The sequence below is a fragment of the Mycolicibacterium doricum genome (assembly GCF_010728155.1).
GTDB lineage: Bacteria > Actinomycetota > Actinomycetes > Mycobacteriales > Mycobacteriaceae > Mycobacterium > Mycobacterium doricum.
Map to the genome: position 1 here is coordinate 1,052,634 of NZ_AP022605.1, position 25,483 is coordinate 1,078,116.

The 25,483-nt window shown below is 68.0% G+C and carries 22 protein-coding genes and 1 pseudogene; 4 read left to right on the plus strand and 19 right to left on the minus strand.

Annotated features, from left to right (window positions below; all coding sequences use genetic code 11):
• Window positions 1–29: 29 nt before the first annotated feature.
• A complete protein-coding gene (locus tag G6N07_RS05220) occupies window positions 30–2,933 on the minus strand; it encodes an FAD-binding and (Fe-S)-binding domain-containing protein (RefSeq protein WP_085192039.1) in 2,904 nt (967 codons plus the stop codon).
• 260 nt (window positions 2,934–3,193) lie between these two features.
• Here G6N07_RS05220 and G6N07_RS05225 point away from each other — a divergent pair, with 260 nt between their 5' ends.
• On the plus strand, window positions 3,194–3,658 hold the full coding sequence (locus G6N07_RS05225; RefSeq protein ID WP_085192023.1) for a hypothetical protein: 465 nt from the start codon (window positions 3,194–3,196) through the stop codon (window positions 3,656–3,658).
• Between the two features lie 4 nt (window positions 3,659–3,662).
• Here G6N07_RS05225 and G6N07_RS05230 read toward each other — a convergent pair whose 3' ends face one another.
• A complete protein-coding gene (locus G6N07_RS05230; RefSeq protein WP_165756770.1) occupies window positions 3,663–4,634 on the minus strand; it encodes an NADPH:quinone oxidoreductase family protein in 972 nt (323 codons plus the stop codon).
• 43 nt (window positions 4,635–4,677) lie between these two features.
• On the opposite strand from G6N07_RS05230, the gene G6N07_RS20675 reads away from it, so the two are divergent.
• Both G6N07_RS20675 and G6N07_RS05235 read left to right on the plus strand, forming a co-directional pair.
• Window positions 4,678–4,803, plus strand: a complete 126-nt coding sequence (locus G6N07_RS20675) for a hypothetical protein (RefSeq protein ID WP_263858026.1) — start codon at window positions 4,678–4,680, stop codon at window positions 4,801–4,803.
• A gap of 46 nt (window positions 4,804–4,849) precedes the next feature.
• Window positions 4,850–5,806 carry an alpha/beta fold hydrolase gene (locus tag G6N07_RS05235; RefSeq protein WP_085192021.1) on the plus strand — a complete coding sequence of 319 codons (957 nt, stop codon included), beginning with the start codon at window positions 4,850–4,852 and terminating at the stop codon, window positions 5,804–5,806.
• Window positions 5,807–5,945: 139 nt separating this feature from the next.
• Here G6N07_RS05235 and G6N07_RS05240 read toward each other — a convergent pair.
• Window positions 5,946–6,445: pseudogene (locus G6N07_RS05240) on the minus strand (flavin monoamine oxidase family protein); the annotation flags it as partial.
• 164 nt (window positions 6,446–6,609) lie between these two features.
• Here G6N07_RS05240 and G6N07_RS05245 point away from each other — a divergent pair.
• Complete coding sequence (locus G6N07_RS05245; protein ID WP_085192020.1) at window positions 6,610–8,094, plus strand: flavin-containing monooxygenase; 1,485 nt, start codon at window positions 6,610–6,612, stop codon at window positions 8,092–8,094.
• A gap of 216 nt (window positions 8,095–8,310) precedes the next feature.
• On the opposite strand, the gene G6N07_RS05250 is transcribed toward G6N07_RS05245, so the two are convergent.
• The 16 genes from G6N07_RS05250 to G6N07_RS05325 all read right to left on the minus strand — a co-directional run bounded on the left by G6N07_RS05250 (window position 8,311) and on the right by G6N07_RS05325 (window position 25,323).
• Window positions 8,311–9,084: an enoyl-CoA hydratase gene (locus tag G6N07_RS05250; protein WP_085192038.1), complete on the minus strand. Its 774-nt coding sequence runs from the start codon at window positions 9,082–9,084 to the stop codon at window positions 8,311–8,313.
• 91 nt (window positions 9,085–9,175) lie between these two features.
• Entirely contained in the window at window positions 9,176–10,708 is a 1,533-nt protein-coding gene (nuoN, locus tag G6N07_RS05255) for an NADH-quinone oxidoreductase subunit NuoN (RefSeq protein ID WP_235849845.1), read from the minus strand.
• Window positions 10,709–10,746: 38 nt separating this feature from the next.
• The gene (locus tag G6N07_RS05260; protein WP_085192018.1) at window positions 10,747–12,306 is read right to left on the minus strand and encodes an NADH-quinone oxidoreductase subunit M; all 1,560 of its coding nucleotides are present in this window, start codon (window positions 12,304–12,306) and stop codon (window positions 10,747–10,749) included.
• Entirely contained in the window at window positions 12,300–14,180 is a 1,881-nt protein-coding gene (nuoL, locus tag G6N07_RS05265; RefSeq protein WP_085192017.1) for an NADH-quinone oxidoreductase subunit L, read from the minus strand. The genes G6N07_RS05260 and nuoL overlap by 7 nt, the downstream gene beginning before the upstream one ends.
• Window positions 14,181–14,315: 135 nt before the next feature.
• Entirely contained in the window at window positions 14,316–14,615 is a 300-nt protein-coding gene (nuoK, locus tag G6N07_RS05270; RefSeq protein ID WP_085192016.1) for an NADH-quinone oxidoreductase subunit NuoK, read from the minus strand.
• Window positions 14,612–15,415, minus strand: a complete 804-nt coding sequence (locus tag G6N07_RS05275) for an NADH-quinone oxidoreductase subunit J (RefSeq protein WP_165756769.1) — start codon at window positions 15,413–15,415, stop codon at window positions 14,612–14,614. Before G6N07_RS05275 ends, nuoK begins: the two co-directional genes overlap by 4 nt.
• Window positions 15,412–15,936 (minus strand): NADH-quinone oxidoreductase subunit NuoI, encoded by a 525-nt coding sequence (gene nuoI / locus G6N07_RS05280; RefSeq protein WP_085192015.1) that lies wholly within the window; start codon window positions 15,934–15,936, stop codon window positions 15,412–15,414. Before nuoI ends, G6N07_RS05275 begins: the two co-directional genes overlap by 4 nt.
• A complete protein-coding gene (gene nuoH, locus G6N07_RS05285) occupies window positions 15,929–17,179 on the minus strand; it encodes an NADH-quinone oxidoreductase subunit NuoH (RefSeq protein ID WP_085192014.1) in 1,251 nt (416 codons plus the stop codon). Before nuoH ends, nuoI begins: the two co-directional genes overlap by 8 nt.
• On the minus strand, window positions 17,176–19,569 hold the full coding sequence (locus tag G6N07_RS05290; protein WP_085192013.1) for an NADH-quinone oxidoreductase subunit G: 2,394 nt from the start codon (window positions 19,567–19,569) through the stop codon (window positions 17,176–17,178). The genes nuoH and G6N07_RS05290 overlap by 4 nt, the downstream gene beginning before the upstream one ends.
• Window positions 19,569–20,927 carry an NADH-quinone oxidoreductase subunit NuoF gene (nuoF, locus tag G6N07_RS05295; RefSeq protein WP_085192012.1) on the minus strand — a complete coding sequence of 453 codons (1,359 nt, stop codon included), beginning with the start codon at window positions 20,925–20,927 and terminating at the stop codon, window positions 19,569–19,571. Before nuoF ends, G6N07_RS05290 begins: the two co-directional genes overlap by 1 nt.
• On the minus strand, window positions 20,924–21,772 hold the full coding sequence (gene nuoE, locus G6N07_RS05300) for an NADH-quinone oxidoreductase subunit NuoE (RefSeq protein ID WP_085192011.1): 849 nt from the start codon (window positions 21,770–21,772) through the stop codon (window positions 20,924–20,926). The genes nuoF and nuoE overlap by 4 nt, the downstream gene beginning before the upstream one ends.
• Before the next feature lie 28 nt (window positions 21,773–21,800).
• The gene (gene nuoD / locus G6N07_RS05305) at window positions 21,801–23,141 is read right to left on the minus strand and encodes an NADH dehydrogenase (quinone) subunit D (protein ID WP_085192010.1); all 1,341 of its coding nucleotides are present in this window, start codon (window positions 23,139–23,141) and stop codon (window positions 21,801–21,803) included.
• On the minus strand, window positions 23,141–23,836 hold the full coding sequence (locus G6N07_RS05310) for an NADH-quinone oxidoreductase subunit C (RefSeq protein ID WP_085192009.1): 696 nt from the start codon (window positions 23,834–23,836) through the stop codon (window positions 23,141–23,143). Before G6N07_RS05310 ends, nuoD begins: the two co-directional genes overlap by 1 nt.
• Window positions 23,833–24,387 carry a NuoB/complex I 20 kDa subunit family protein gene (locus G6N07_RS05315; RefSeq protein ID WP_085192008.1) on the minus strand — a complete coding sequence of 185 codons (555 nt, stop codon included), beginning with the start codon at window positions 24,385–24,387 and terminating at the stop codon, window positions 23,833–23,835. The genes G6N07_RS05310 and G6N07_RS05315 overlap by 4 nt, the downstream gene beginning before the upstream one ends.
• On the minus strand, window positions 24,378–24,752 hold the full coding sequence (locus G6N07_RS05320; protein ID WP_059089607.1) for an NADH-quinone oxidoreductase subunit A: 375 nt from the start codon (window positions 24,750–24,752) through the stop codon (window positions 24,378–24,380). The genes G6N07_RS05315 and G6N07_RS05320 overlap by 10 nt, the downstream gene beginning before the upstream one ends.
• A 169-nt stretch (window positions 24,753–24,921) precedes the next feature.
• A complete protein-coding gene (locus G6N07_RS05325; RefSeq protein WP_085192007.1) occupies window positions 24,922–25,323 on the minus strand; it encodes an Rv3143 family two-component system response regulator in 402 nt (133 codons plus the stop codon).
• Between the last annotated feature and the right edge of the window lie 160 nt (window positions 25,324–25,483).

Sequence of the window (25,483 nt, forward strand, 5' to 3'; positions counted from 1 at the left end):
GCACCGCCGCCGATGCGCACGCGCAAGCCTCAGTGATCGCCTAATGGGTCGAGCAGTTGCGCAAGGTGCTGTGATGACCGATCGATGTCCAACTGCCGCACCTGCAGGTGGCAGCTGAATCCATCGGTCAGGACCGCCGCGCCGGCGGAAGTGTCGTGTAGAGCCGGGATGAGGCCTTGCTCGGCGACTTTCATGCTGACGTCGTAGTGATCCGGTTCGAACCCGAAATTGCCTGCCAGACCGCAACAACCGGTGGCCTCACGGATCTGGTTCACTCCGAGCACCTCGAGGGCCTTCCGTTGCGTGGCGGCGCCGAACACCGAGTACTCATGGCAGTGCGTCTGAACGGTCACCTCGTCGGGAACCGGATGCTCTGGCCGCCACCCCTTCTCAGCCCATTCGACAACGAGCTGGGGGAACGTGCGGACCCGACCGGCGACCCGGCGTGCGGCGTCCGTGGGGACCAGCTCCGGCAGGTCTTTACGCAACGCTGCGGCACAACTGGGTTCGAGGACGACGATCGGCCGGTCGGTTCCGTCGTCGAGCGCCTCGGCAGCCTTCGCGAGATGCTTCTTGGCCTTCTTGAGTTGGCCGGTGGAGATCCAGGTCAGCCCGCAGCAGGCGTCCGTGCGGCACTCCGCGGACATCCCGGCGTCTGCCAGTACCCGCGCTGCGGCCCCGATTACCTCCGGGCGAAAGCCCCGGGTGAAGGTGTCGGCCAGTAGGACGACGTCACTCCCGGTGCCGGCGGCCGCCACCTCCCGGCGGATCTGCCTGGCGGAGGCGAACGCCGGCATGGTGCGGTGCGGGGTGAGACCGCCGATGCGCGCCGCCATCCGTCCTATCCGGCCCCTTGTGAGCGGATTGACCAGCGGCGCCGTCCAGGTGGCCAGTGCGAGCCATGTGGGTAGCCATCCGAGCGAATAGTGCGACATCGGCCTCCGGCGGCCGCTGTAGTAGTGGTCGAGGAACTCTGACTTGTAGGTCGCCATGTCGACGCCCACCGGGCAGTCGGTGGAGCAGGCCTTGCACGACAGGCACAGATCGAGCGATTCCTTGACGTCCTCAGACCGCCAGCCTTCGGCGACCGTCGGTGAGTTGCGCACCATCTCCTGCAGGGCACGTGCACGTCCGCGGGTGGAGTCCTTCTCGTCGCCCGTGGCCCGGAAGCTGGGACACATCACCCCACCGCTCGACGCGCGGCAGCGTCCCACTCCGATGCAGCCCTGAACTGCATGGACAAATGGTGCGACCGGGACGTCATGCGCGGGGGTGAGGTCGAATGACGTCGGCCAGTTGCGCGGTTCGATTCCGGCGAGGGAGAGGTTGCCCAGCAGCGGTTCCGGGTCGACGATCGATCCGGGATTCAGATTGCCGCGGGGATCCCAGATCTGCTTGAACCGGGAGAAGGCCGCCATGGTGGCCGGGCTGTACATCAGCGGCAGCAGTTCCGAGCGCGCACGGCCGTCGCCGTGCTCACCGGACATGGAACCGCCGAACTGTACGCACAGCTCGGCCGCTCGGCGGATGAACCGCGACATGACCTCCCGGCCCTGTGTGGTTCGCTGATCGAAGTCGATGCGGACGTGCATACAGCCGGCGCCGAAGTGCCCGTACATGACACCGGTGAGCCCGAACTCGGCGAGCAGTGCCTTGATCTCGACCAGGTAGTCGGCGAGTCGATCAGGGGCGACGGCGGAGTCCTCCCACCCGGGCCACGACTCGCCGCCGTCGACCATTCGCGCCGACAGTCCGGCGCCGTCTTCGCGCACCCGCCACAGCGCGGCGCGTTCGGCAGGATCAGCCACGACTCGTGCCTCGACCAGCCGCGCGGCGGACTGCAACTCGGCGACCAGTTCCGCGGCGCGCGCCTGAACCTGCGCGTGATCGTCGCCGTCGATGTCGACGTACAGCCATGCGTCGCCTTGTGGAAGGCCCGTGACCGAATCGGACCCGCGCAGACGGCGCATCGTGTCGACGATCGACGAGTCGATTCCTTCGACGGCGGCAGGGGAGTAGCGCAGGATCAGCGCGTTGTCCCGCGCCGCGTCGACCAGATTCCGGTAGCCCAGGCACAACAACATGGCGGACGGCGCCACCGGTACGAGCGACACCGTGGCACCGACGATCACCGCACACGTGCCCTCACTACCGACCAGCGCGCGCGCCACGTCGAAGCCGTTCTCTGGCAGCAGGTTGGCGAGGTGGTACCCCGAGACCTGGCGGGGGAAGCGGGCCAGCTCGCGCCGGAAATCCAGGAGGTGTTCCTCGGTCAGTGCGCGAAGCTCGGCGGCGATGTGCGCGGCCGCCTCAGCGGCCTGGCCATCGGCTGGGTCGGTGGCGCACAGCCCGTCGCTCGTGGCGGTGAGGCGGTAACCGGCCGCGGTGACCAGGTCGAGGGCGACGACGTGGTCGGACGTGCGGCCGTAACGCACCGAGTGATTGCCGCACGCATCGTTTCCGAGAGCGCCGCCGACTGTGACCCTGGACTTGCTCGACGGGTCGGGGGCAAACGTCAGCCGGCCGTCGGTTGCGCCCTGCACGTGCCGCTGCAATTCGGTCAGGACGATGCCCGGCTGCACCTTTGCGGTGCGTTGGATTTCGTCGACGGACGCCACCGCGTTCATGTGGCGGGAGAACTCGAGGATCAGACCGCGGCCGATCGCGTTACCGGCCAGGGACGTGCCGCCACCGCGACTGGTCACCGGAACACCGTGTTCGGCGCACACCCGCACCGCGTGAACCACCTCGTCGGCCGAACGCGGGAAGATCACGCCGAGCGGTTGGAGGCGGTAGTTCGACGCGTCGAACGAGTATTCCGCTCTCCGCCGGGTCGAGGTGTCGACGTCGATGCCCACAGCGCTCAGATCGGCCAGGACGCCAGGGGCCGTGGCGATGTCTGTCGTTGGTTCGGGGGCGCCGCGGTCGTTCATGACGGCCTCCACCACCTCCGCATCTCACCCGGCCGACCCCAGCACGGACTCGGCGACAGCCACGACACTCCAAGTCTGCCCGGCGGTCGGTCCTGCTTCGACCTCGGCCCATCAAGGGCGGCGTCGAGCATGAACGGACGCCGGTGTTTGCCCCGGTCAGCGGGGCTGCGGGCGGCTTTTCCCGGGCCAATGCTGTTTGCCCGATGCAGCGCAGGGGTAGAGACCCGTCAGACGCACACAACATCCTGGAGCTGAGAGGTATGAGTGGAAAACACCGGTCACCCGAACCGATGACCTATGGCCGGACGACGCAGTGGCCCGTCGTCGTGGGCGGCTCCCTGTCGTTCGCCGTGGCGTCGGCCGGCGTTCTCGCCGGTGCGATCGTGCACTTCTCCTCGCCCGAACCCGCCGCCGCGCCCGCCGCGCCGCAGGCCGCGGGCAGCGCGCCGGTCACCCAGAACGGCACCGTGGTTGCGGTGACCGCTGACTCGGTCACCACACGCAGCGACGACGGGCTCATCCATACCTACCGGATCACCCCAGACACCCACGCCGTGACGGCGGACCGCCGGCAGCCGGCCGGCCCGGTCGCATCGTTCGCGGTCGACGACCGCGTATCGGTCTTCGCGACCGTCCAGGCCGGCCAGCCGGTGGCGACTGCCGTCGCCGACCAGGCCGCCGTCGGCCCTGACGGCCCTCCGATGGACTACATCGCCGCGCCGTGAGCGCTCACCGCAGCGCGATGACGACCTTGCCTCTGGCGGTCCGATTCTCCAGTGCGGCAATGGCTTCGGCTGCACGGTCGAGCGGGTAGACGTCAGGCCGCGGCGCGGACACCGCACCGGCGGCAAACAACGGCTCGAGTTCGGCCCACTGCTCGCGCACGTAGCCGGGATGCGCGAAAGTCCACCCACCCCAACCGACTCCGACCACATCGACGTTGTTGAGCAGCAGTCGGTTCACCTTCACGGTGGGGATGTCGCCGCCGGTGAAACCGATCACCAGCAGGCGTCCGCCGGGGGCCAGTGAACGCAGTGAGTCGGTGAACCGGTCGCCGCCGACGGGATCGACCACGACGTCGACACCCCGGCCACCGGTCAGTTCCTTGACCGCGTCTTTGAAACCGTCGGCCAACACGACGTCATCGGCGCCGGCCGCCTGCGCCACCGCGACCTTCTCCTCGGTGCTGACCACGGCGATGGTGCGTCCGGCGCCGAAGGCCGGAGCCAAACGCAATGCCGAGGTGCCGATCCCGCCCGCAGCGCCGTGGACGAGGACGGTTTCGCCCTGGGCCAACCGACCGCGGGTGCGCAGTGCGCAGTGCACGGTCAGATCGTTGAACAACAGGCCCGCCCCGGCTTCGAAGGACACCGCCTCGGGCAGCCGGAACACCTGATCGGGTGCCAACGCAACGACTTGCGCCATACCGCCGGACAGCATCGTCAGACCCGCCACTCGGTCACCGGGCGACAGCCCCGAACCGGCAGGTGCGTTGCGCACCACGCCGGCGATCTCAGCACCCGGCGTGAACGGTAGGTCCGGCTTGTACTGATAGAGCCCACGGGTGAGCAGGGCGTCGGGGAACGCGACCCCCGCGGCGTACACATCGATCAGCACCTGATCGGTGCCGTCGGGCTCGTCGACATCGACGACCCGTACCGAACCGGGACCGTCCAACTGGGCAATCTGAACCGCGCGCATGGTCGCCTTCCTTCCGTGGACGGGAACCATTTAACATCCCGGGGTGATCGACACCCGTGCCGCGTGCTGCCCGTTGATCACGACCTTCCCGTACGAGGAGCTCGATGCGGCCTGTTCGGCCGCGAAATCGAGCTGGCTCGTCAAGCCGGTACTGGTTACCGGCAGCTAAGCTGAGGGCACCGGGCAACGCCGCCGGATCGCGATGGGAGGACCCCGTGAGTAGGGCAAGATCAACGACCCAATTCGCTGCCGCGCAGGCACTGCCGCCGAGCCGGGTGGTCCAGGTGCGTTCAGTCGACGGGGTGCGGCTACACACCGAGGTCTTCGGGCCAGAAGACGCTCCACCAATCGTGCTTTCACACGGCATCACGTGCGCGATCCGGGTGTGGGCCTATCAGATCGCCGACCTCGCGCGCGATCACCGGGTCATCGCCTTCGACCATCGCGGACACGGGCGCAGCGGAGTGCCGCCGCGGCGCGGCAACTACAGCCTCGATTACCTTGCCGCCGACCTCGACGCGGTGCTCGACGCGACCGTCGCGCCCGACGAGCGGGCGGTGGTGGCGGGTCATTCGATGGGCGGTATCGCCATCACCAGTTGGGCCGAGCGTTTCCCCGAGCGGGTGGCGCGGCGCGCGGCAGGCGTCGCGCTGATCAACACGACTACCGGAGACCTGGTTCGCGACGTCCAGTTCCTCCCCGTGCCGCAGCGGCTGTCGGCGCAGCGGGTGCGGGCCGCAGAAACCATCGTGAAGGCCTTCGGCGCGGCGCCCCTGCTGGCCGCGGCTCAGCGGCCGAGTCGCCGCTTGGTCTCCCAGCTGGCCGTCGGTCGTGCCGCTGACCCCGCGGTCGCCGCGTTCGTGTTCGAGCTGTTCGCCGGTACCCCGGCTGCAGGCCGCGGCGGCTGGGCGCGGGTCCTGGTGGAGTCGCTGGGGCCGCGCCACATCGGCCTGGAGAACCTCAACGTGCCGACGCTCGTCATCGGCAGCGACAAGGACCGCCTGCTGCCGATCACGTCGGCAAAACGGATCGCCCAGACCGTGCCCAACCTTGCGGCCTTCCTCGAGCTGACCGGCGGGCACTGCGCCATCCTCGAACACCCCGACGAAGTCAACGGAGCGCTGCGAAACCTGGTGGAGTCGGTGGCCACACCGCGCCGCGCGACGTCGTGACAGCCTCGTCTTAACGCGCTGGTCCTAACGCGACAACCGGTCGTGCACCTCGGCAGCCGCCCGCTGGCCCGAGCGCACCGCACCGTCGAGGAAGCCGGTCCACTGGTCCGCGGTAGGGCCGCCTGGAGCGAACGCTTCAGCCGCCTGCCTTGACGTCGCGCACGGCATGCAGCATCGACACCGCGCCGGGTTCAGACCCCCACGTCACCCGCGACATGACCGCCATCAGGTCTCGGGTCGAGGCGGTGGGCGCTCGGCGCGGTCCACGGCGCCGCGACCGGGATCTGCTTACACAACCGCTCGAACCGCCACTGGATGCGGGAGACGTCGAGCAGCTCGAGGATCGACAACCGCGGGACGGTGCTGCGATACGACCGCACCGACCGCGCCAGCGGATGAGGTTTTTGCCACGGTTGTACGTGCGGACGGTGTGGCAACCCAGCTCTGCCGCCTGCGCGGTGACCGCGTCCTGGGGTTTGGACCGATGAACGTGGCCCCCAGATCGACGGGGACGCCGGCGACCGTCGTGGTGTAGGCCCGGCCGCCGACCCGGTCGCGTCCCTCGAACACCACGACGCCGTGTCCGCGGCGGCTGAGTTCACGGGCCGCCGTGAGCCCGGCGAATCCGGCCCCGACCACGACGACATCGGCGTCGACCGGTACGCTCGTGTGACAAGGCTCTCATGTTGTGCAGGTGTGACGGCGCTCTTCGGCCCGACGTGGATTCGTCGGCCGGAACGGCGACGGGTGCATAGGTGAGCCCTATGGTGCGGGTCGTACGTAAGCGGACCAATGGAGGTTACATGAGCAGCGTCGATGCTGGTCACACCGATGTCCTGATCATCGGGGCGGGGATTTCGGGGATAGGCGCGGCCTACCGCCTGCAGGAGAAGAATCCGGGGCTGACGTACACGGTCCTCGAGCGCCGGGCGCGCATCGGCGGCACCTGGGACCTGTTCCGCTACCCGGGCATCCGCTCGGACAGCGACATCTTCACGCTGAGCTTCCCGTTCGAGCGGTGGACCAGACCCGAGAACATCGCCGACGGCGCCGACATCCGCGAGTACCTCACCGCGACCGCCCGCAAGCACGGTATCGACTCCCACATTCGGTTCAACACCCATGTGCTGGCAGCCGACTGGGATTCGGCCACCGACACCTGGACGGTGCGCACCGAGCAGGACGGCCAGGCGCGGACCTACCGCAGCCGGTTCCTGTTCTTCGGCACCGGCTACTACAACTACGACGAGCCCTATCGACCCGAGTTCCCCGGGATCGAAAAGTTCACCGGCGAGGTGGTGCACCCACAGCACTGGCCGGAAACCCTGGACTTCGCGGGGAAGAAGGTCGTGGTGATAGGCAGCGGTGCCACCGCGGTGAGCATGGTTCCGGCGTTGGCGCGTGAGGCCGGCCGCGTCACGATGTTGCAGCGCTCGCCGACCTATGTGCTTTCCTCGCCGCGGATCAACCCGGTGGTGCAGGCCATCCGAAAGGTTTTCCCGGCCCGGCTGGCCTTTCACCTCGTGCGGTTCTACAACCTGGCGTTCGTGGTCTCCACGTACGCGCTGTCGCGAAAGACCCCCGGCCTGGTGCGGCGGTTCATCCGCCACCAGGCGGCCAAGACGCTGCCGGCGGGCTATCCGGTCGACGTGCACTTCAACCCGCACTACGACCCGTGGGACCAGCGGATGTGCCTGAGCCTCGACGACGACCTGTACTCGGCGATCGCGGAGGGGCGGGCCGAAGTCGTCACCGACCACATCGACACGTTCGATGAGAACGGCGTCGTGCTGCGGTCCGGTGAGCACATCGATGCCGACGTGATCGTCACCGCCACGGGACTGCAATTGCAGGCCCTCGGTGGGGTGGCGCTGAGCATCGACGGTGCGGAGGTCAAACCGCAGGACCGGTTCGTGTTCAAGGAGCACATGCTCGAAGACGTGCCCAACCTGGCGTGGTGTGTGGGGTACATCAACGCGTCGTGGACGTTGCGTGCCGACCTGACCGCGCGAGCCTTCGCCCGACTGGTCGCGTTCATGGACGACCACGGCTACACCCACGCCTACCCGCACCTGGGAGACAAGCCGATGGCCGAGAAGCCGGCGTGGAACATCAACGCCGGCTACGTCCAGCGAGCGCCGCACGCACTGCCGAAATCCGGCACCCAGCGGCCGTGGAATGTGCGGCACAACTACGTCCTCGACGCCATCGACCACCGTTTCGACCGGATCGAGGAATCGATGGTGTTCGGCCGCGTCCCAGCCTCACAACGGGTGATTTCGGCGTAGTTGGTCGCGCTGAGCGCGACCAACTACACCTCGATCACAGGCTAAAGGCCGGCGCTCGAACAGCCGCAGCCCTCGAACGTGCGGCCCGGCCACCGAATATGCCGCCCGGCTGGTTCGGCGCCAAGCATCTACTTGAGGTCCGACGAATGTGCGGCCTCATCCGCCCCGGCCGGCGGGTTGCGGATGACACCGCACACAATCGAGACGCGCGTGCGGTCAGTCGGCCGCGATCTGAGAGCGGTTGCGCGCGGACACGTCGTCGAATCGTGTGCTGAGTTCGGAGAAGTCGCGGGCCTGCGCACCCACGATGTCCTGTTCGGCCGCGAGGGCGGCGGAGATGACGGGGTCGGTGCCGCGGGTGTAGATCTCCTTGAGTCCCGTCATGGTGGCTGCGGGTAATTCGGCGATCTGGGCGGCCAATTCGATCGCGCGGTCGAGTAGCTTGTCGTGGGCTACCACCTCGGTCACCAGGCCGATCTGCGCGGCCCGCTCGGCGTCGACCACCTCGCCGGTCATCGACAGCCGCCGCGCCATCGCGGCGCCGACCACCTGCGGCAGCCGCGCGGTCATCCCGCCGGCGGGCAGTATGCCGACGCCGGCGTGGGTGTCGGCGAACACGGCGCGCTGCGAGGCGATCAGGAAGTCGCAGCCCAGCGCCATCTCCAACCCGCCGGTGAACACGGCACCGTTGACCGCCCCGATGACCGGTGTGCGCATCTGCGCGACCCGGGCGATGCAGCTCTGCGACTTGAGCTCGGCGAAGTATTCTGTGCCGTCGCGGGCGGCCTCCTTGAGGTCCACCCCGGCGCAGAACGCCGGGTCCGCTCCGGTGAGTACCACGGCGTGCACCGACTCGTCGTCGTCCGCCTTGGACAGCGCCGTGTACAGCTCCCGGATCAGGTCGCGGCTGAGAGCATTTCGCGCCTCCGGCCGGTTCATGGTGAGCAGGCGGACGTGGTCGATGTCGGCCACCTGAACGAGGGAGGTCATGTCCGCCATCCTTCCGGTTCGTCGAGATCGACGTTTTGCCCACATCTACTCGCACTTTTCCACCCGTTTGTTCGTTTGGGCGAACAGAACGCTAGCGCAGGAACAGGTCGGCGCTGTCGGCGAGGTCGAGCAGCGGTTGCGGCAGCGCGCCGAGGGCCAGCGTGACAGCGGCGGTCACGGTGATGGCCGCGGTGGTCAGTCCGCTGGGTACGACGATCTGCGGTGCGTCGGCGGGCGGATCGGTGAAGAACATCAACACGATCACCCGCACGTAGAAGTAGGCGGCGATCGCGCTGGCGACCACACCGACCACCACCAACGGGATCGCCCCGCCCTCGCCCGCCGCCTTGAACACGGCGAACTTACTGACGAAGCCGCTGGTCAACGGGATCCCGGCGAACGCCAGCAGGAACAGCGAGAACACCACCCCGACAAGGGGACTGCGCCGGCCGATTCCCGCCCACCGGGCCATCGCCGTCACCTCCTGCCCGTCGGCGTCGCGGACCAAACTGACAATCGCAAACGCCCCGACGGTGGAGAACCCGTAGGCGAAAAGATAGAACAGCACCGACGACAGGCCGGGCCGGTTCTGGGCGATCACGCCGGTGAGGATGAACCCGGAATGGGCGATCGCCGAGTATGCGAGCATCCGTTTCACGTCGGTCTGGGTCACCGCCGTCACGGTGCCGACGATCATCGTCAGGATCGCGATCGCCCACAGCACCGGGCGCCAGTCGTCGCGCAGTTCAGGCAGCGCCACGTAGACGATCCGCAGCAGGGCGCCGAACGCCGCGATCTTGGTGGCGGCCGCCATAAATGCGGTCACCGGGGTCGGCGCCCCCTGGTAGACGTCGGGGATCCAGGAATGGAACGGTGCGGCGCCGACCTTGAACAACACGCCGACCAGGATCAGGCCGGTACCGGTCAGCGCAAGCGACGTCCTGCCGGCGTCCTCGGCGACCACGGCGGCGATCCTGCGCAGGTCAAGGGTCCCCGCGTAGCCGTACAGCATCGCGACGCCGTAGAGGAAGAACGCCGAGGAGAATGCACCGAGCAGGAAGTACTTGAGCGCAGCCTCCTGGGAGAGCAGCCGCCGGCGGCGGGCCAGCCCGCACAGCAGGTACAGCGGCAGGGAGAGCACCTCGAGCGCGACGAACATGGTGAGCAGGTCGTCGGTTGCGGGGAACAGCAGCATGCCGGCGACGGCGAACATGGTCAGCGGGAACACCTCGGTCTGCACCAGCCCCATGCGGGTGGCGACTCGCTCGGTGACGCTGCCCGGTATCGCCGAGGCCTGCGGGGTGAACGCGTCGAGTCCGCTGGCGGCGTCGCGGTCCTCGGCGCCGACCGGGATCTGCCGTTGCGCGATGAGTGCGATGCCGAGGACGGTGACGAGCAGGATGGTGCCCTGGAGGAACAGCGCCGGCCGGTCGATGACCACCGAACCCATCACGGCGGATCGGCCGACCTCCTCGCTCATCTGCCAGCTCACCACGACGACGGCGGCCAGCGCGCCCACCGTGGCGCCGAGTGCGAGCGTGAGCTGGGCGGCGTAGCGGCTGCGCACGGGCAGGAACGCCTCGATGAGTACGCCGGCGATTGCGGCGCCCAGCACGATCAGCATGGGTGAGATCAGGCCGTATTCGACGGTAGGGGCGGGGATCACGGGTTCGCCGCCACTACCGGCGTCGGCGCCGGGTCGGGTTGGTTGATGGTCGTCAGCGTGTGCCCGACCGCCGGGTCGATCACGTCGAGTGCGGGTTTGGGATACACCCCCAGCACCAGCAGCAGCACGATCAGCGGGGTGACCACGGCGAGTTCACGCGGGACCAGGTCGCGCAACCGCTCGTTGCCGTCGGCAACCGGACCCGTCATCATCCGCTGGTAGGTCCACAGCACGTAGATCGCAGAGAGCACCAGCGCGCTGGCCGCCAGCACCGCCAGCACCGGATAACGGGTGTACGTGCCGATGAGCACCAGGAATTCACTGATGAACGGTGCCAGCCCGGGCAGCGACAACGTCGCCAGACCCGCGACGAGGAAGGTGCCGGCCAGTACGGGCGCCACTTTCTGCACGCCGCCGTAGGAGGCGATGAGACGCGACCCGCGCCGCGAGACCAGGAAGCCCGCGATGAGGAACAGCGCCGCGGTGGAGATGCCGTGGTTGACCATGTACAGCGCCGAACCGGACTGGCCCTGGCTCGTCATCACGAAGATGCCGAGGATGATGAACCCGAAGTGTGAGATCGACGTGTAGGCGATCAGCCGCATCACGTCGGTCTGCCCGATCGCGACCACCGCCCCGTACACGATGCCGACCACCGCGAGCGTGATGATCAACGGCCGGAACAGTGTCGCGGCGTCGGGGAACAACTGCAGGCAGTAGCGCAGCATGCCGAACGTGCCGACCTTGTCCATCACCGCCATCATCAGCACGGCGCTGGCGGGTGTGGCCTCGACCGCGGCGTCGGGCAGCCAACGGTGCAGCGGCCACAGCGGGGCCTTCACCGCGAACGCGAACATGAACCCGGCGAACATCAGGTTGAGCACCGCAGGGTTGACGACGAGATCGCCGGCCGCAACGGCCGCGACGATCGCACGGAAGTCGAAGGTCCCGCTGTCGAAGGCGTCGCTGCCTGCGGTGGTGACGTACAACCCGATCACCGCGGCGAGCATGATCAGGCCGCCGAAAAGGTTGTACAGCAAGAACTTCACCGCCGCCTTGGAACGATCCAGCGCGCCGCCTGACCCGAACCCGCCGATGAGGAAGTACATCGGGATCAGCATGGCTTCGAAGAACACGTAGAACAGCAGCACGTCGAGGGCGACCAGCGACATGAACACCATGCCCTCGACGGCCAGCGTCAGCGCGAGATATGTGTGGACCGAGCGGCGTTGCGGTGCCCGGTCGGCGTCGTTCCACCCGGCGACGATGAGTATCGGCACCAGCACCGCGGTCAGCACGATCAGCGCCAGCGCGATGCCGTCGACACCGAGGGTGTAGCCGGTCCCGAACGACGGTATCCAGCGGCGGGATTCGACGAACTGGTACTGCTGACCGCCGGGGTCGAAACCAACGGCGATGACCGCGGTGACCGCCAGCGCCACCAGCGACACCGCCAGCGCCACCCACTTCGCCAGCGCGCGGCGGGGAATCACCATCACCACGCCGGCACCGACGATCGGCGCCGCCCACAGCGCGCTCAACCAGGGGATCACCACAGGTTCACCACCAGGATCGCCGCCACCACGAGCGCCGCGCCGCCGAGCATACCCAGCGCATACGACCGCGCGAGTCCGGTCTGCAGACGGCGCAATCCGTCCGAGGTGCGCGCCACGAGCGTGGCGAGGCCGGTCGCGGCGCCGTCGACAGCCCTGTCGTCGACACTGACCATGCCCGCCGTCACCACCTGACCGGGTCGCATGAACACGGCCTCGTTGAGCGCATCCCCGTAGAGGTCGCGGCGCGCGGCGACGGTCAGCGCCGACCCGGCGGGTACGTCGGCGGGTACCGCTCGGGTCGCGTACGTGCGGTAGGCCACCGCGATGCCGACGGCCACCACCGACAGGATCACGGCGGTCGCCACCACCACCGGAACCGCGTGCGCCTCCTCGTGCGTTCCGACGACGGGCTCGAGCCAGTGCGAGAGTGTGCCGCCGACCGCCAGCAGCCCTCCCGACGCCACCGATCCGATGGCCAGGACAACCATCGGCGCGGTCATGACGGCCGGCGCCTCGTGCGGACGAACCCCTTCGGCCCAACGCTTCTCACCGAAGAACGTCATCAGCATCACCCGGGTCATGTAGAACGCGGTGATGCCCGCACCGAGGATCGCCGCACCGCCGAGGAACCAGCCCTTGACACCTCCGGCGCCCAGCGCGGCTTCGATGATGCCGTCCTTGGAGAAGAACCCGGCCAGCGGCGGCACCCCGATGATCGCCAGGTAGCCGAGCCCGAACGTCGCGAACGTGATCGGCAGGGCTTTGCGCAGACCGCCGTAGCGGCGCATGTTCACCTCGTCGTCCATGGCGTGCATGACCGATCCGGCGCCGAGGAAAAGCCCGGCCTTGAAGAATCCGTGAGTCAGCAGGTGCATGATCGCGAACGCGTATCCGGCCGGGCCCAGCCCGGCGGCGAGCACCATGTAGCCGATCTGGCTCATGGTGGACGCCGCCAACGCCTTCTTGATGTCGTCCTTGGCGCAGCCGATGATCGCGCCGAACAGCAGCGTGACGGTGCCGACGATGACGACGCCGAGTTGCGCGGTCGGCGCCAGATCGAACACCGGGCCCGAACGCACGATCAGGTACACGCCCGCGGTCACCATGGTGGCCGCGTGAATGAGCGCCGACACAGGCGTGGGGCCCTCCATCGCGTCGCCCAGCCAGGACTGCAGCGGCACCTGAGCGGACTTGCCGCACGCGCCGAGCAGCAGCAGCAGACCGATCGCGGTGAGGGTGCCCTCGCCGAGCTGCGAGGCGGCGCCGAACACTCCGGCGAACGACACCGAACCGACGGTCGCGAACATGATCATCAGCGCGATCGCCAACCCCGTGTCGCCGACCCGGTTGACGATGAACGCCTTCTTCGCGGCCGTCGCCGCCGACGGTTTGTCCGACCAGAACCCGATCAGCAGGTAGGACGCCAGCCCGACGCCCTCCCAGCCGACGTAGAGCCCGAGGTAGTTGTCGGCCAGAACGAGTAGCAGCATCGCGGCCAGGAACAGGTTGAGGTAGGCGAAAAAGCGCCGCTTTCCGGGGTCGTGCGCCATATACCCGATTGAGTAGACATGGATCAGCGAGCCGACTCCGGTGATCAGCAGGACAAAGCACATCGACAACTGGTCGAGTTGCAGACCGAAGTCGACCTGCAGTTCGCCGACCGGGACCCAGGAGAACAGGGTCTCGTGCACGGCGCGGTCCTCGGCGGCGCGGCCGAGCATTCCGGTGAACAGCACCGCACCCACGACGAACGACGCGACCGACGCCGCCGTGGCGAGCAGGTGCCCCCACCGGTCCGAACGGCGCCCGGCCAGCAGTAGGACGACGGCACCGGCCAGCGGCAGCGCGATCAGCAGCCACACCCCAGTGGTCATCGGCGCCTCAGTGCCTTCTCTTCTTCGCGCAAGCGCTCATCGGTGCCTTCTCTTCTTCGCGCAAGCGCTCATCGGTGCCTTCTGTTCTTCGCGCAAGCGCTCATCGGTGCCTTCTGTTCTTCGCGCAAGCGCTCATCAATGCCTCAGCAGGTTGGCGTCGTCGACCGACGCCGACCGGCGGGCCCGGTAGATGGTCATGATGATGGCCAGGCCGATGACCACCTCGCAGGCCGCGACCACCATCGTGAAGAACGCCACCACCTGACCGTCGAGGTTTCCGTGCATGCGGGAGAACGCCACGAACGCGAGGTTGGCGGAGTTGAGCATCAGCTCCACGCACATGAACACCACGATGACGTTGCGGCGCAACAACACCCCGGTGGCGCCGACGGTGAACAGCAGCGCGGACAGGTAGAGGTAGTTGTCGGGGTTCACCGGTCGCCGTTCCTTCCGCTCTCCGACGGCGGCACCTCACGTGGCTGCAGGACCGTGCTGACCGACGACTTCGCCCCGCTGCCGTCCGGAAGCCGGCCGGGCATGTCGACCGCGTTGTGGCGGGCGTAGACCCCCGGATTGGGCATCGGGGTGGCATGACCGCCGTCTCGGAAACGTTCGATGGACAACTCCCGCTGGGTCTTGCGGTTTTCGAAGCGTTCGCGGTGCGCCAGCACCATGGCGCCGAGTGCCGCGGTGATCAGCAGCGCACCGGTGAGCTCGAAGGCCCACAGATATCGGGTGAAGATCAGCGCCGCAAGACCCTCGACGTTGCCGCCGCTGTCGGCGCTGGGCCGGCCGGTGAAAGTGGCCGAGGAGCTTGCGGATCGGCCCGAGCGACCGGTCGTCGATACGGTTCCGATGCCCGCGATCAGCAGGATGCCGAATCCGACGCCGACGGCGATGGCCGCGGCTCGTTGCCCCCGGATGGTCTCCACCAGCGACTCCGAGGAGTCGACGCCGACGAGCATCAGCACGAACAAAAACAGCATCATCACCGCGCCGGTGTAGACCACGACCTGCACCACCCCGAGGAACAGCGCCTCCTGGGCGATGTAGAGCACCGCCAGCGCGATCATGGTGGTGGCGAGGAAGATCGCCGAGTACACCGCCTTGGGCGCGGAGATCACGCCGAGCGCCCCGATCAGCGCGACGCCACCGACGATCCAGAACACGACGGCCTCGCTGGTCGAGGTGATCGCCGCGCCCTCCGCGGCGATCACCACGATCTCCGTGCTCACCTGACGTCCTCGGTGACGGGCCCGATGCGGCCCAGGTAGTAGTCCTCGTCGGTAGCGCCGGGCGCCATCGGATGCGGTGGCGCCAGCATGCCGTCGCGCAGCGGTGCGAGCAGTTTCTCCTTGCCCCAGATCAGGTTCTCCCGGTTGTCGTCGGCCATCTCGTAGTCGTTGGTCATCGTCAGCGCTCGGGTCGGACACGCCTCGATGCACAGACCGCAGCCGATGCAGCGTAGGTAGTTGATCTGGTAGACGCGGCCGAAACGTTCACCGGGGGAATAGCGTTCCTCGGGGGTGTTGTCGTCGCCTTCGACGTAGATCGCGTCGGCAGGACAAGCCCAGGCGCACAGTTCACAACCGATGCACTTCTCGAGACCGTCGGGATACCGGTTCAATTGGTGGCGGCCGTGATATCGAGGGGCGACCGGACCCGGTTTCTCCGGATACTCCTCGGTGATCGGCTTCTTGAACAGCGTCCCGAATGTGACGGCGAAACCGGCGACCGCGTCCCACAACTTAGGCATCTGTCGTCTCCCTGGTTTCGGCCGCACGCGCGGTGTCCGCGCGGCCGGGTATCGGCGGAATCGGGAATACATCCGCGGCGGTGCGTTCGGGCACCGCCCGGTCCGGACGGAATCGCAGGGTGTGCCACAGGATCGCGGCCAGTACGAAAGTCAGCACGGTGCCGAGGATCAGCACACCGCTCGCCCCACCGCCGTAGCCGGTGCTGCGCAGCGCGTGCGCGGTCGCAACGACCATGATCCAGCCCAGTGACACCGGGATCAGCACCTTCCATCCGATCGCCATGAACTGGTCGTAGCGCAGTCGTGGCAGCGTGGCTCGCAACCAGATGTAGACGAACAGGAACACCCACACCTTCGCCGTGAACCACAGCAACGGCCACCACCCGCTGTTCGCGCCGTCCCACAGGCTGATCGGCCACGGCGCCTGCCAGCCGCCCAGGAACATGGTGGTGGCCAACGCCGAGACCGTCGTCATGTTGACGTACTCGGCGAGCATGAACATCGCGAACTTCAGCGACGAGTACTCGGTGTGGAAGCCGCCCACCAGTTCGCCCTCGGCCTCGGGCAGATCGAACGGCGCGCGGTTGGTCTCCCCGACCATAGACGTCACGTACACCAGGAACGACGGCAGGAGCAGGAAGACATACCAGGTCGAATTCTGGGCGGCGACGATCCCGGACGTGGACATCGTGCCTGCGTAGAGAAAGACGGTCGCGAACGACAGCGCCATCGCGATCTCGTAGGACACCACTTGCGCGCTTGAACGCAGCCCGCCGAGAAGCGGATACGTCGATCCGGAGGCCCAGCCTGCCAGCACGATGCCGTACACCCCCACGGAGGTGACGGCGAGGATGTAGAGCACCGCCACCGGGAGATCGGTCAGTTGCAGTGCGGTGCGGTGGCCGAACACCGAGACCTCACCGCCCATCGGGATCACCGCGAACGCCAGGAACGCGGGAATGACCGAGATCACCGGGGCCAGTAGGTAGATCGGTTTGTCGACCGCGGCCGGCGTGATGCCTTCCTTCAGGGCCAGCTTGATGCCGTCGGCCAGGGACTGCAACAGCCCTTTGGGGCCGACCCGGTTGGGGCCGAACCGCATCTGCATGCGGCCCAGCACCTTGCGCTCGATCAGGATCGCGGCCAGCACGGTGAGCACCAGGAACCCGAAGACGCCGACGGCTTTGGCCAGGATCAGCCACCACGGGTCGTGGCCGAACAGCGTGGGGTCGGGGTAGGTCACGGGGCGGCCCGCCCGATCGACACGACGGCGCCGGTGCTCACACCCAGTTGGCGGTGTACCTGTGAGCCGGGGGAGTTCAGCGGCAGCCACACGACGCCGTCGGGCATGTCGGTGACGGTGAGGGGGAGCCTCACCTGTCCGCGGCCGGTCCCGACCGTGACCAGCTCACCGGGCGCCGCGCCGATGACCTCCGCGGTGGCGCCGGACAGCCGCACGACGGCGGGCGGCGCGGTGCCCGCCAGATGCGGTTCGCCGTCCTGCATCCGCCCGAGGTCGAGGAGCGTGCGCCACCCCGCCAGCACCGCCTGCCCCGCCCCGATGCGCGGCGGCGCCGACACTTGGTGCGCGCATGGCGGGCGCGGACCGTCCCACCAGCCCAGCCGCGCGAGTTCCGCGCCGGCGCTCTGCACATCCGGCAGGCCGAGGTCGACGCCCATCTCGTCGGCCAGGAAGTTCAGCACCCGCAGGTCGGGGATCGCGTTGCTGCGTAACGCCGGTTCGAAGGACCGCAGCCTGCCTTCCCAGTCGAGGAACGCCCCGGCCTTCTCGGCCACCGGCGCCACCGGGAACACCACGTCGGCGGCGCGGGTGACGTCGCTCTCGCGTAGCTCGAGGCTCACCACGAACGGTACCGCCGTCAGCGCGGCGAGCGCGGCGTCCGGGTCCGGCAGATCGGTCACCTCGACACCGCCGACCACCAGTGCGCCCAGTGCCCCGGAACGCGCGGCGTCGATCATCGCGCCGGTGTCGCGGCCCGGGGTTTCCGGCAGTGCGTCGCTGTGCCAGGTGGCTGCCAGCTGAGCACGGGCGGAGCCGTCGGTGACGGGGCGGCCGCCGGGCAGCAGGGTGGGCAGCGCGCCGGCCTCCACGGCGCCGCGCTCACCGGCGCGCCGCGGAATCCACGCCAGACGGGCACCGGTCACGCCGGCCAGCCGGGCGGCCGCCGTCAATGCCCCCGGTGTGGTGGCCAGGCGTTCCCCCACGACGACGACCGCACCGGGCAGACGCAGCAGCGGTTCGTCGGTCAGGCCGTCGAGGGCGGCGGTCTCACCGCCCGGCGCGGCCGCGACGAGGCGACCGGACAGCTTGGTGAGCCCACGGCCGGCGAACGGCGCGACCGACAGCACCTGAAGTCCGTTCTTGCGGACGGCCTTGCGCAGCCGCAGGAACACGATCGGTGACTCGTCCTGCGGTTCCAACCCGGCCAGCAGGACCGCGGGCGCGTTCTCCAGGTCGGCGTAGGTCACCTGCATGGGACGGCCCGCCACGTGGGCGGTCAGGAAATCGGCCTCCTCGGCGCTGTGCGGCCGCGCCCGGAAGTCGACGTCGTTCGTACCGAGCACCATCCGCGTGAACTTCGCGTAGGCGTAGGCGTCTTCCACCGTGGCCCGTCCGCCCACCAGCACCCCGGCGCTGCCTACCGCGCCGGCCAGTCCGGTGGCCGCCACCGCGAGTGCCTGCGACCACGACGTCGGCCGCAGTGCACCGTCCTCGGCGCGGACCATCGGCGTGGTGATTCGGTCACCGACGGCCGTGTAGGTGAACGCCCAGCGGCCCTTGTCGCAGTTCCACTCCTCGTTCACCTGCGGATCGTCACCGGCCAAGCGGCGCAGGACTTTTCCGCGGCGGTGGTCGGTGCGCTGGGCGCAGCCCGAGGCGCAGTGCTCGCACACGCTGGGCGTGGAGACCAGGTCGAACGGCCGGGCACGGAACCGGTACGCGGCCCCGGTCAGCGCGCCGACCGGGCAGATCTGCACGGTGTTGCCGGAGAAATACGACTGGAACGGTTCGCCGGGAGCGATGCCGACCTGCTGCAACGCACCGCGTTCCAGCAGTTCGATGAACGGGTCGCCGGCGATCTGCTGGGAGAACCGGGTGCACCGCGCGCACAGCACGCAGCGTTCCCGGTCCAGCAATACCTGGGAGCTGATGTTGATCGGTTTCGGAAATGTGCGTTTGACGTCGGTGAACCGGGTTTCGGTGCGTCCGTTGGACATCGCCTGGTTCTGCAGCGGGCATTCACCGCCCTTGTCGCAGACCGGGCAGTCGAGCGGATGGTTGATCAGCAGCAGTTCCATCACGCCACGTTGCGCCTTGTCGGCGGCTTCGGAGCTGAACTGAGTGCGTACCACCATGTCGTGGCTCACGGCGGTGGTGCACGACGCCATCGGCTTGCGCTGGCCCTCCACCTCGACGAGGCACTGCCGGCACGCCCCGACCGGGTCGAGGAGCGGGTGGTCACAGAACCGGGGGATCTGGATGCCGATCAGCTCGGCGGCCCGGATCACCAACGTGCCCTTCGGCACGCTGACCGTGACGCCATCGACGGTCAGCTCCACCATCTCGACCGGCGGTGTGCTGGGCGTTCCGGTGTCGGCGGTCCGGGTCATCACACGCCCACCTCTCGCCTGGCCGTCAGTGTTGAGGCGTGGGGATCGAACGGGCACCCAGCAGAGTCGGGGCCGAGATGCGCGAGGTATTCGTCGCGGAAGAACTTGATCGACGAGACGATGGGGCTCGCCGCACCGTCGCCCAACGCGCAGAACGACTTCCCCAGGATGGTGTCGGAGATGTCGAGCAGTTTGTCGACGTCGGCCTCGGTGGCGTCGCCGCTTTCCAGGCGCGCGTAGATCTGGGTGAGCCAGTAGGTGCCTTCGCGGCAGGGGGTGCACTTGCCGCAGGATTCGTGGGCGTAGAACTGCGTCCAGCGGCGCACCGCACGCACCACGCAGGTGGTCTCGTCGAAGATCTGCAGCGCCTTGGTGCCGAGCATCGACCCGACCGAGGCCATCCCCTCGTAGTCGAGTGGCACGTCGAGGTGTTCAGCGGTGAGCAGCGGCGTCGAGGAGCCTCCCGGCGTCCAGAATTTCAACTGGTGATCGGCGCGGACACCGCCGGCGTAGGTGAGTAGTTCGCGCAGCGTGATTCCCAGCGGCGCCTCGTACTGTCCTGGCCGGGTGACGTGGCCGGACAGCGAATAGAGCGTGAAGCCAGGCGATTTCTCCGACCCCATCGAGCGGAACCAGTCGATGCCGTTGAGCAGGATCGGCGGCACGCTCGCGATGGACTCGACGTTGTTGACCACCGTCGGACAGGCGTAGAGCCCGGCCACGGCCGGGAACGGGGGGCGCAGGCGCGGCTGGCCGCGACGACCTTCCAACGAGTCGAGCAGCGCGGTCTCCTCACCGCAGATGTACGCGCCCGCCCCGGCGTGCACGATCAAGTCGAGGTCGAATCCGGATCCGCGGATGTCGGCGCCCAGATAGCCGGCTTCGTAGGCTTCGGCGACCGCCGCCTGCAGCCGGCGCAACACCGGTACCACCTCACCGCGAACGTAGACGAAGGCGTGATGGGCTCGGATCGCGTACGCGGCGATGATCGCGCCCTCCACCAGGAAGTGGGGGGTGGTCAGCAGCAGCGGGATGTCCTTGCACGTACCCGGTTCCGACTCGTCGGCGTTGACCACGAGGTAGTGCGGTTTGGCGGCGGGCCCGTCGTCGCCCGCTGCTTTCTGGTCGCTCCGCGAGCTCGGCTGCTGGGGGATGAACGACCACTTGGTGCCGGTGGGAAAACCCGCACCGCCCCGGCCGCGTAACCCGGAGTTCTTGACGGTGGCGATGACGTCGTCGGGAGCGGTGCCGAGCGCCCGTTCCAGCGCGCGGTACCCGCCGTGGCGCCGGTAGGTGTCCAGCGTCCAGGGTTCGGGTTCGTCCCAGAACCGGCTCAACACCGGGGTCAGCGCGGTCATGGCGCCGGCCCGTCGACGGGTTTAGCCGGCACGCCCTCCGTGGGCGCGGGGGCAGGTTCATCGGTGGTCGAGTCGGCCGCCTCGGTGATCTCCGGATCCGGCTGCCTCCCTTCCCCTTCGGTGCTGGCGGGATCCGGGGCCGACATACCGTTCGCTCGTGCCACCCGTAGGCCGGCCAGCGTCGCGTCACCCGTCCCCCCGGGAGTGGTGACCGCACGCTGGTCGGCGAGTCCGGCGAGGGTGCGTGCGGTGTCGCGGAAGGTGCACAGCGGTGCGCCGCGGGTGGGAGCGGCGGGAGTGCCCGCGCTCAGCGAGTCGACGAGATCGCGGGCCGAGGCGGGCGTCTGGTTGTCGAAGAACTCCCAGTTCACCATCACGACCGGGGCGTAGTCACACGCGGCGTTGCATTCGATGTGTTCCAGCGTTACGCGGCCGTCGGCGGTGGTCTGCCCGGCGGGTATGCCGAGATGGTCCTGCAGCGCGTCGAGAATCTCGTCACCGCCCATGATCGCGCACAGGGTGTTGGTGCAGACCCCGACCAGGTAGTCGCCGGTGGGCGTGCGCCGGTACATCGAGTAGAACGTGGCCACTGCCGTCACCTCGGCGTCGGTCAAGCCGAGTCGCTCGGCGCAGAAGGCGGTTCCGGCGGTGGTGACGCAGCCGTCCTCGGCCTGCACCAGGTGCAGCAGCGGTAGCAGCGCCGACCGGCCCTGAGGGTACCGCGCGATGATCCGGGCGGCGTCGTCGGTCAGGCGTGCGGCGACCGCTGGCTCGTAGGACACCGGTCCGCTGATCGGCGGTCCGGGTTCGTCCGGCCGCTGGCCGAGTTCGAGGAAGATGCTCATGGTCGTCTCTTCTTCGCGCGAGCGCTCATCAGCGGTCCACCCCGCCCATGACCGGATCGATCGACGCGACGGCGGAGATGGCGTCGGCGACCATTCCGCCCTCGCACATCGCCGCTACAGCTTGCAGATTCGTGAACGACGGATCGCGGTAGTGGACGCGATAGGGCCGCGTACCGCCGTCGGAGACCATGTGCACTCCCAGTTCGCCGCGCGGTGACTCGACGGCCGTGTACACCTGCCCGGCCGGCACCCGGATGCCCTCGGTCACCAGCTTGAAATGGTGGATCAGGCCCTCCATCGAGTGCCCCATGATGCGGGCGATGTGGGCGGGAGAGTTGCCCAGACCGTCGGGCCCCAGTTCGAGGTCGGCCGGCCAGGCCAGCTTCCGGTCCTCGATCATCACCGGTCCGGGTTTCAGCCGGTCCACACACTGTTCGACGATCTTGAGCGATTCGCGCATCTCCTTGACCCGGATCAAATAGCGGCCGTAGGCGTCGCAGCCGTCGTCGGTGATCACGTCGAATTCGTAGTCCTGGTAGCCGCAGTACGGCTGGGCCCGGCGCAGATCGTGCGGCAGCCCGGTCGAACGCAGCACCGGGCCGGTGACGCCGAGTGCCATGCAGCCGGCCAGGTCGAGGTAGCCGATGCCCTGCGTGCGCGCCTTCCAGATGTAGTTCTCGTTGAGCAGGTTCTCCAGGTCGCGCAGCCGCACCGGCAACAGCGCGAGCAGTTCGCGGATGCGTTCGACGGCACCGTCAGGCAAGTCGGCGGCCAGCCCACCCGGCCGGACGTACGCGTGGTTCATCCGCAGCCCGGTGATCATCTCCAACACCGACAGGATCTCTTCGCGTTCTCGGAAGCCGTAGAACATCGCGCTCATCGCCCCGAGCTCCATACCGCCGGTGGCCAGCGCGACCAGATGCGACGAGATGCGGTTGAGTTCCATCATCATCACCCGGATGACGTTGGCACGGTCTGGAATCGCGTCGGCGACTCCGAGTAGCTTCTCCACACCAAGGCAGTAGGCCGTCTCGTTGAACAACGGCGACAGGTAATCCATCCGGGTGACGAAGGTGACGCCCTGGGTCCAGTTCCGGTACTCCAGGTTCTTCTCGATGCCGGTGTGCAGATAGCCGATCCCGCAACGGGCTTCGGTGATCGTCTCGCCCTCGATCTCGAGGATCAAGCGCAGCACCCCATGGGTGGACGGGTGCTGCGGGCCCATGTTGACCACGATGCGTTCACCGGCCTGCGCCTGTTCGGCGGCGGCCACGACCTGCTCCCAGTCCTCACCGCCGACGACGATCACGGTGTCGGTACCATCGCGTGCGTCACCGCCCGCGACGGGCGGGTCAGTGGGGGTGCTCATCAGTTGTAGGCCCTCCGCTCGTCGGGCGGTGGTATCCGGGCGCCGTGGTACTCGACCGGGATGCCGCCCAGCGGGTAGTCCTTGCGCTGTGGATGTCCGACCCAGTCGTCGGGCATCTCGATCCGGGTCAGCGACGGGTGGCCGTCGAAGACAATGCCGAAGAAGTCATAGGTCTCGCGTTCGTGCCAGTCGGTGGTGGGATACACCGAGAACAGCGACGGGATGTGTGGATCACCGTCGGGGGCGACCACTTCCAACCGGATCCGGCGGTTGTGGGTGATCGACATCAGGGGGTAGACCGCATGCAGTTCGCGCCCGGCGTCGTCGGGATAGTGGACGCCGCTGACGCCGAGGCACAGTTCGAACCGCAGGGCGGCGTCGTCGCGCAGCGCCTTTGCGACGCGGGGTAATCGGGCCCGGGTGATCTCGAGGGTCAGTTCGTCGCGGTACGCCACGACGCGCTCGACCGATGCGTCGTATTCGTCCTGGCCCAGTGCGGTAGTCAGGGCGTCGACCACCTCGTCGAAGTATCCGCCGTACGGCGGCGGCGAACCGCCGGGCAGCGTGACCGGCCGGATCAGCCTGCCGTAACCCGACGTGTCACCAGAGTCTCTGACGCCGAACATCCCTCGGCGCACGCCGATGACCTCCGGGTCTCCGGTGCCGTCAGCGGTGGCCTGGTCTGCGTCCGTCACCGCAGCAGACCCTTCAGCTCGATCGTGGACGGCACCGCCAGCGCCGCCCGTTCGGCCTCCCGGATGGCCTCGTCGCGGTTGACGCCCAGCGGCATCTCCTGAATCTTCTCGTGCAGCTTGATGATTGCGTGGAGTAACATCTCGGGACGGGGTGGGCAGCCGGGCAGATAGATGTCCACCGGGACGACGTGATCGACGCCCTGCACGATCGCGTAGTTATTGAACATGCCGCCCGAGGACGCACACACGCCCATCGCCAGCACCCATTTCGGTTCGGCCATCTGGTCGTAGATCTGCCGCAGCACCGGTGCCATCTTCTGGCTGACGCGGCCGGCGACGATCATCAAGTCGGCCTGTCGCGGCGTCGCAGAGAAGCGCTCCATGCCGAAGCGGGAGATGTCGAACCGTGGTCCCGCGGTGGACATCATCTCGATCGCGCAGCAGGCGAGGCCGAACGTCGCCGGCCACAGCGAGCCGCTGCGAACGTAACCTGCGACCTTCTCGACCGTCGACAGCAGGATGCCGCCCGGCAGGCGTTCCTCTAGTCCCAATTGAGTCCTCCCCGCCGCCATACGTAGGCGTAGGCCACGAACACGGTGAGCATGAAGAGCAGCATCTCCACCAGAGCAAAGAGGCCAAGGCTGTCGAACGCCACTGCCCACGGGTAGAGGAACACGATCTCGATGTCGAAGACGATGAACAGCATCGCGGTCAGGTAGTACTTGATCGGGAACCGCTGACCGGTCGCCTGGGCGTTGGCCCCTGTGGGTGACAGGGGTTCGATGCCGCATTCATAGGCCTCGAGTTTCGCCCGGTTGTAGCGGGTCGGACCGATCACGCCGGCGATCACCACCGACACCACCGCGAACACCGCTGCGATGGCGCCGAGTACCAAGATCGGCGTGTACAGGTCCATACCGGCGAAACGCTCCCTCGACTGTCAAATGTGAGCTGACCCACAGCTTAGCCATGTTTAAGATCTGCGCCACATCTTTCGTTAGTATCATTCACCAGTGCGGCGTGGCGCGTCGGCATGCCCGGACTTGGACGTATCCCGCAGCGGGCCAGCAGGTTTGAGGGATTCGCTACTGCGCGGAAAGCCGCAGCAGCGACACCACCGCGTCACCGAGGCGGATCGGGTCGATCGGGTGCGGGACCGCCGCTTCCGCACGCGACCAGGTCGCCAGCCAGGCGTCGTCGGGCCGGCCGGTCAGCACCAAGATCGGCGGAGCGCCGGGGATCTCGTCCTTGATCTGCTTCGCCAGGCCCATACCGCCGGCGGGGGAGGCTTCGCCGTCCAGGATGGCCAGGTCGAAACCACCTGCGTCGAGCTGATTGATCACCATCGGGGCAGTTGCGACGTCAAGGTAGTCGAGCTCGGGTAACTCGGGGTGGACCCGCCTGCCGAGCGCCATTCGCACCGCCTCCCGGGTCTGCGGATTGTCGCTGTAGACGAGGATCTGCAGCGTAGGAGGCGGTGCTGCCATGGGCCGATGTTAACGGCTGCGTCGCCCATCGCGACCGACTCGAGGAATTTCCTCTGCTGTACCACGACGGCGCGACGAACGACTTTTGGTCGCCTGCTCGATCGGGTACCGGGTCTGGCTGCCCTTGCTGCTCAGCGCGGACGGCTCCGGGGCCATGGCC

Bases quoted from the DNA above. Each gene is read 5' to 3' on its own strand.
- G6N07_RS05220 (WP_085192039.1), bottom strand. From the start codon at position 2,933: ATGAACGACCGCGGCGCCCCCGAACCAACGACAGACATCGCCACGGCC.
- G6N07_RS05250 (WP_085192038.1), bottom strand. From the start codon at position 9,084: ATGACCTCCCTCGTTCAGGTGGCCGACATCGACCACGTCCGCCTGCTC.
- G6N07_RS05225 (WP_085192023.1), top strand. From the start codon at position 3,194: ATGAGTGGAAAACACCGGTCACCCGAACCGATGACCTATGGCCGGACG.
- G6N07_RS05320 (WP_059089607.1), bottom strand. From the start codon at position 24,752: ATGGACCTGTACACGCCGATCTTGGTACTCGGCGCCATCGCAGCGGTG.
- G6N07_RS05230 (WP_165756770.1), bottom strand. From the start codon at position 4,634: ATGCGCGCGGTTCAGATTGCCCAGTTGGACGGTCCCGGTTCGGTACGG.
- nuoN (WP_235849845.1), bottom strand. From the start codon at position 10,708: ATGCTGATCGTGCTGGGCGCCGCAATCGCCGGCGTACTCATCGAGGCG.
- nuoF (WP_085192012.1), bottom strand. From the start codon at position 20,927: ATGACCGCGCTGACCCCGGTGTTGAGCCGGTTCTGGGACGAACCCGAA.
- nuoD (WP_085192010.1), bottom strand. From the start codon at position 23,141: ATGAGCACCCCCACTGACCCGCCCGTCGCGGGCGGTGACGCACGCGAT.
- G6N07_RS05325 (WP_085192007.1), bottom strand. From the start codon at position 25,323: ATGGCAGCACCGCCTCCTACGCTGCAGATCCTCGTCTACAGCGACAAT.
- G6N07_RS05245 (WP_085192020.1), top strand. From the start codon at position 6,610: ATGAGCAGCGTCGATGCTGGTCACACCGATGTCCTGATCATCGGGGCG.
- nuoL (WP_085192017.1), bottom strand. From the start codon at position 14,180: ATGACCACTGGGGTGTGGCTGCTGATCGCGCTGCCGCTGGCCGGTGCC.
- nuoI (WP_085192015.1), bottom strand. From the start codon at position 15,936: ATGCCTAAGTTGTGGGACGCGGTCGCCGGTTTCGCCGTCACATTCGGG.
- nuoE (WP_085192011.1), bottom strand. From the start codon at position 21,772: ATGAGCATCTTCCTCGAACTCGGCCAGCGGCCGGACGAACCCGGACCG.
- G6N07_RS05290 (WP_085192013.1), bottom strand. From the start codon at position 19,569: ATGACCCGGACCGCCGACACCGGAACGCCCAGCACACCGCCGGTCGAG.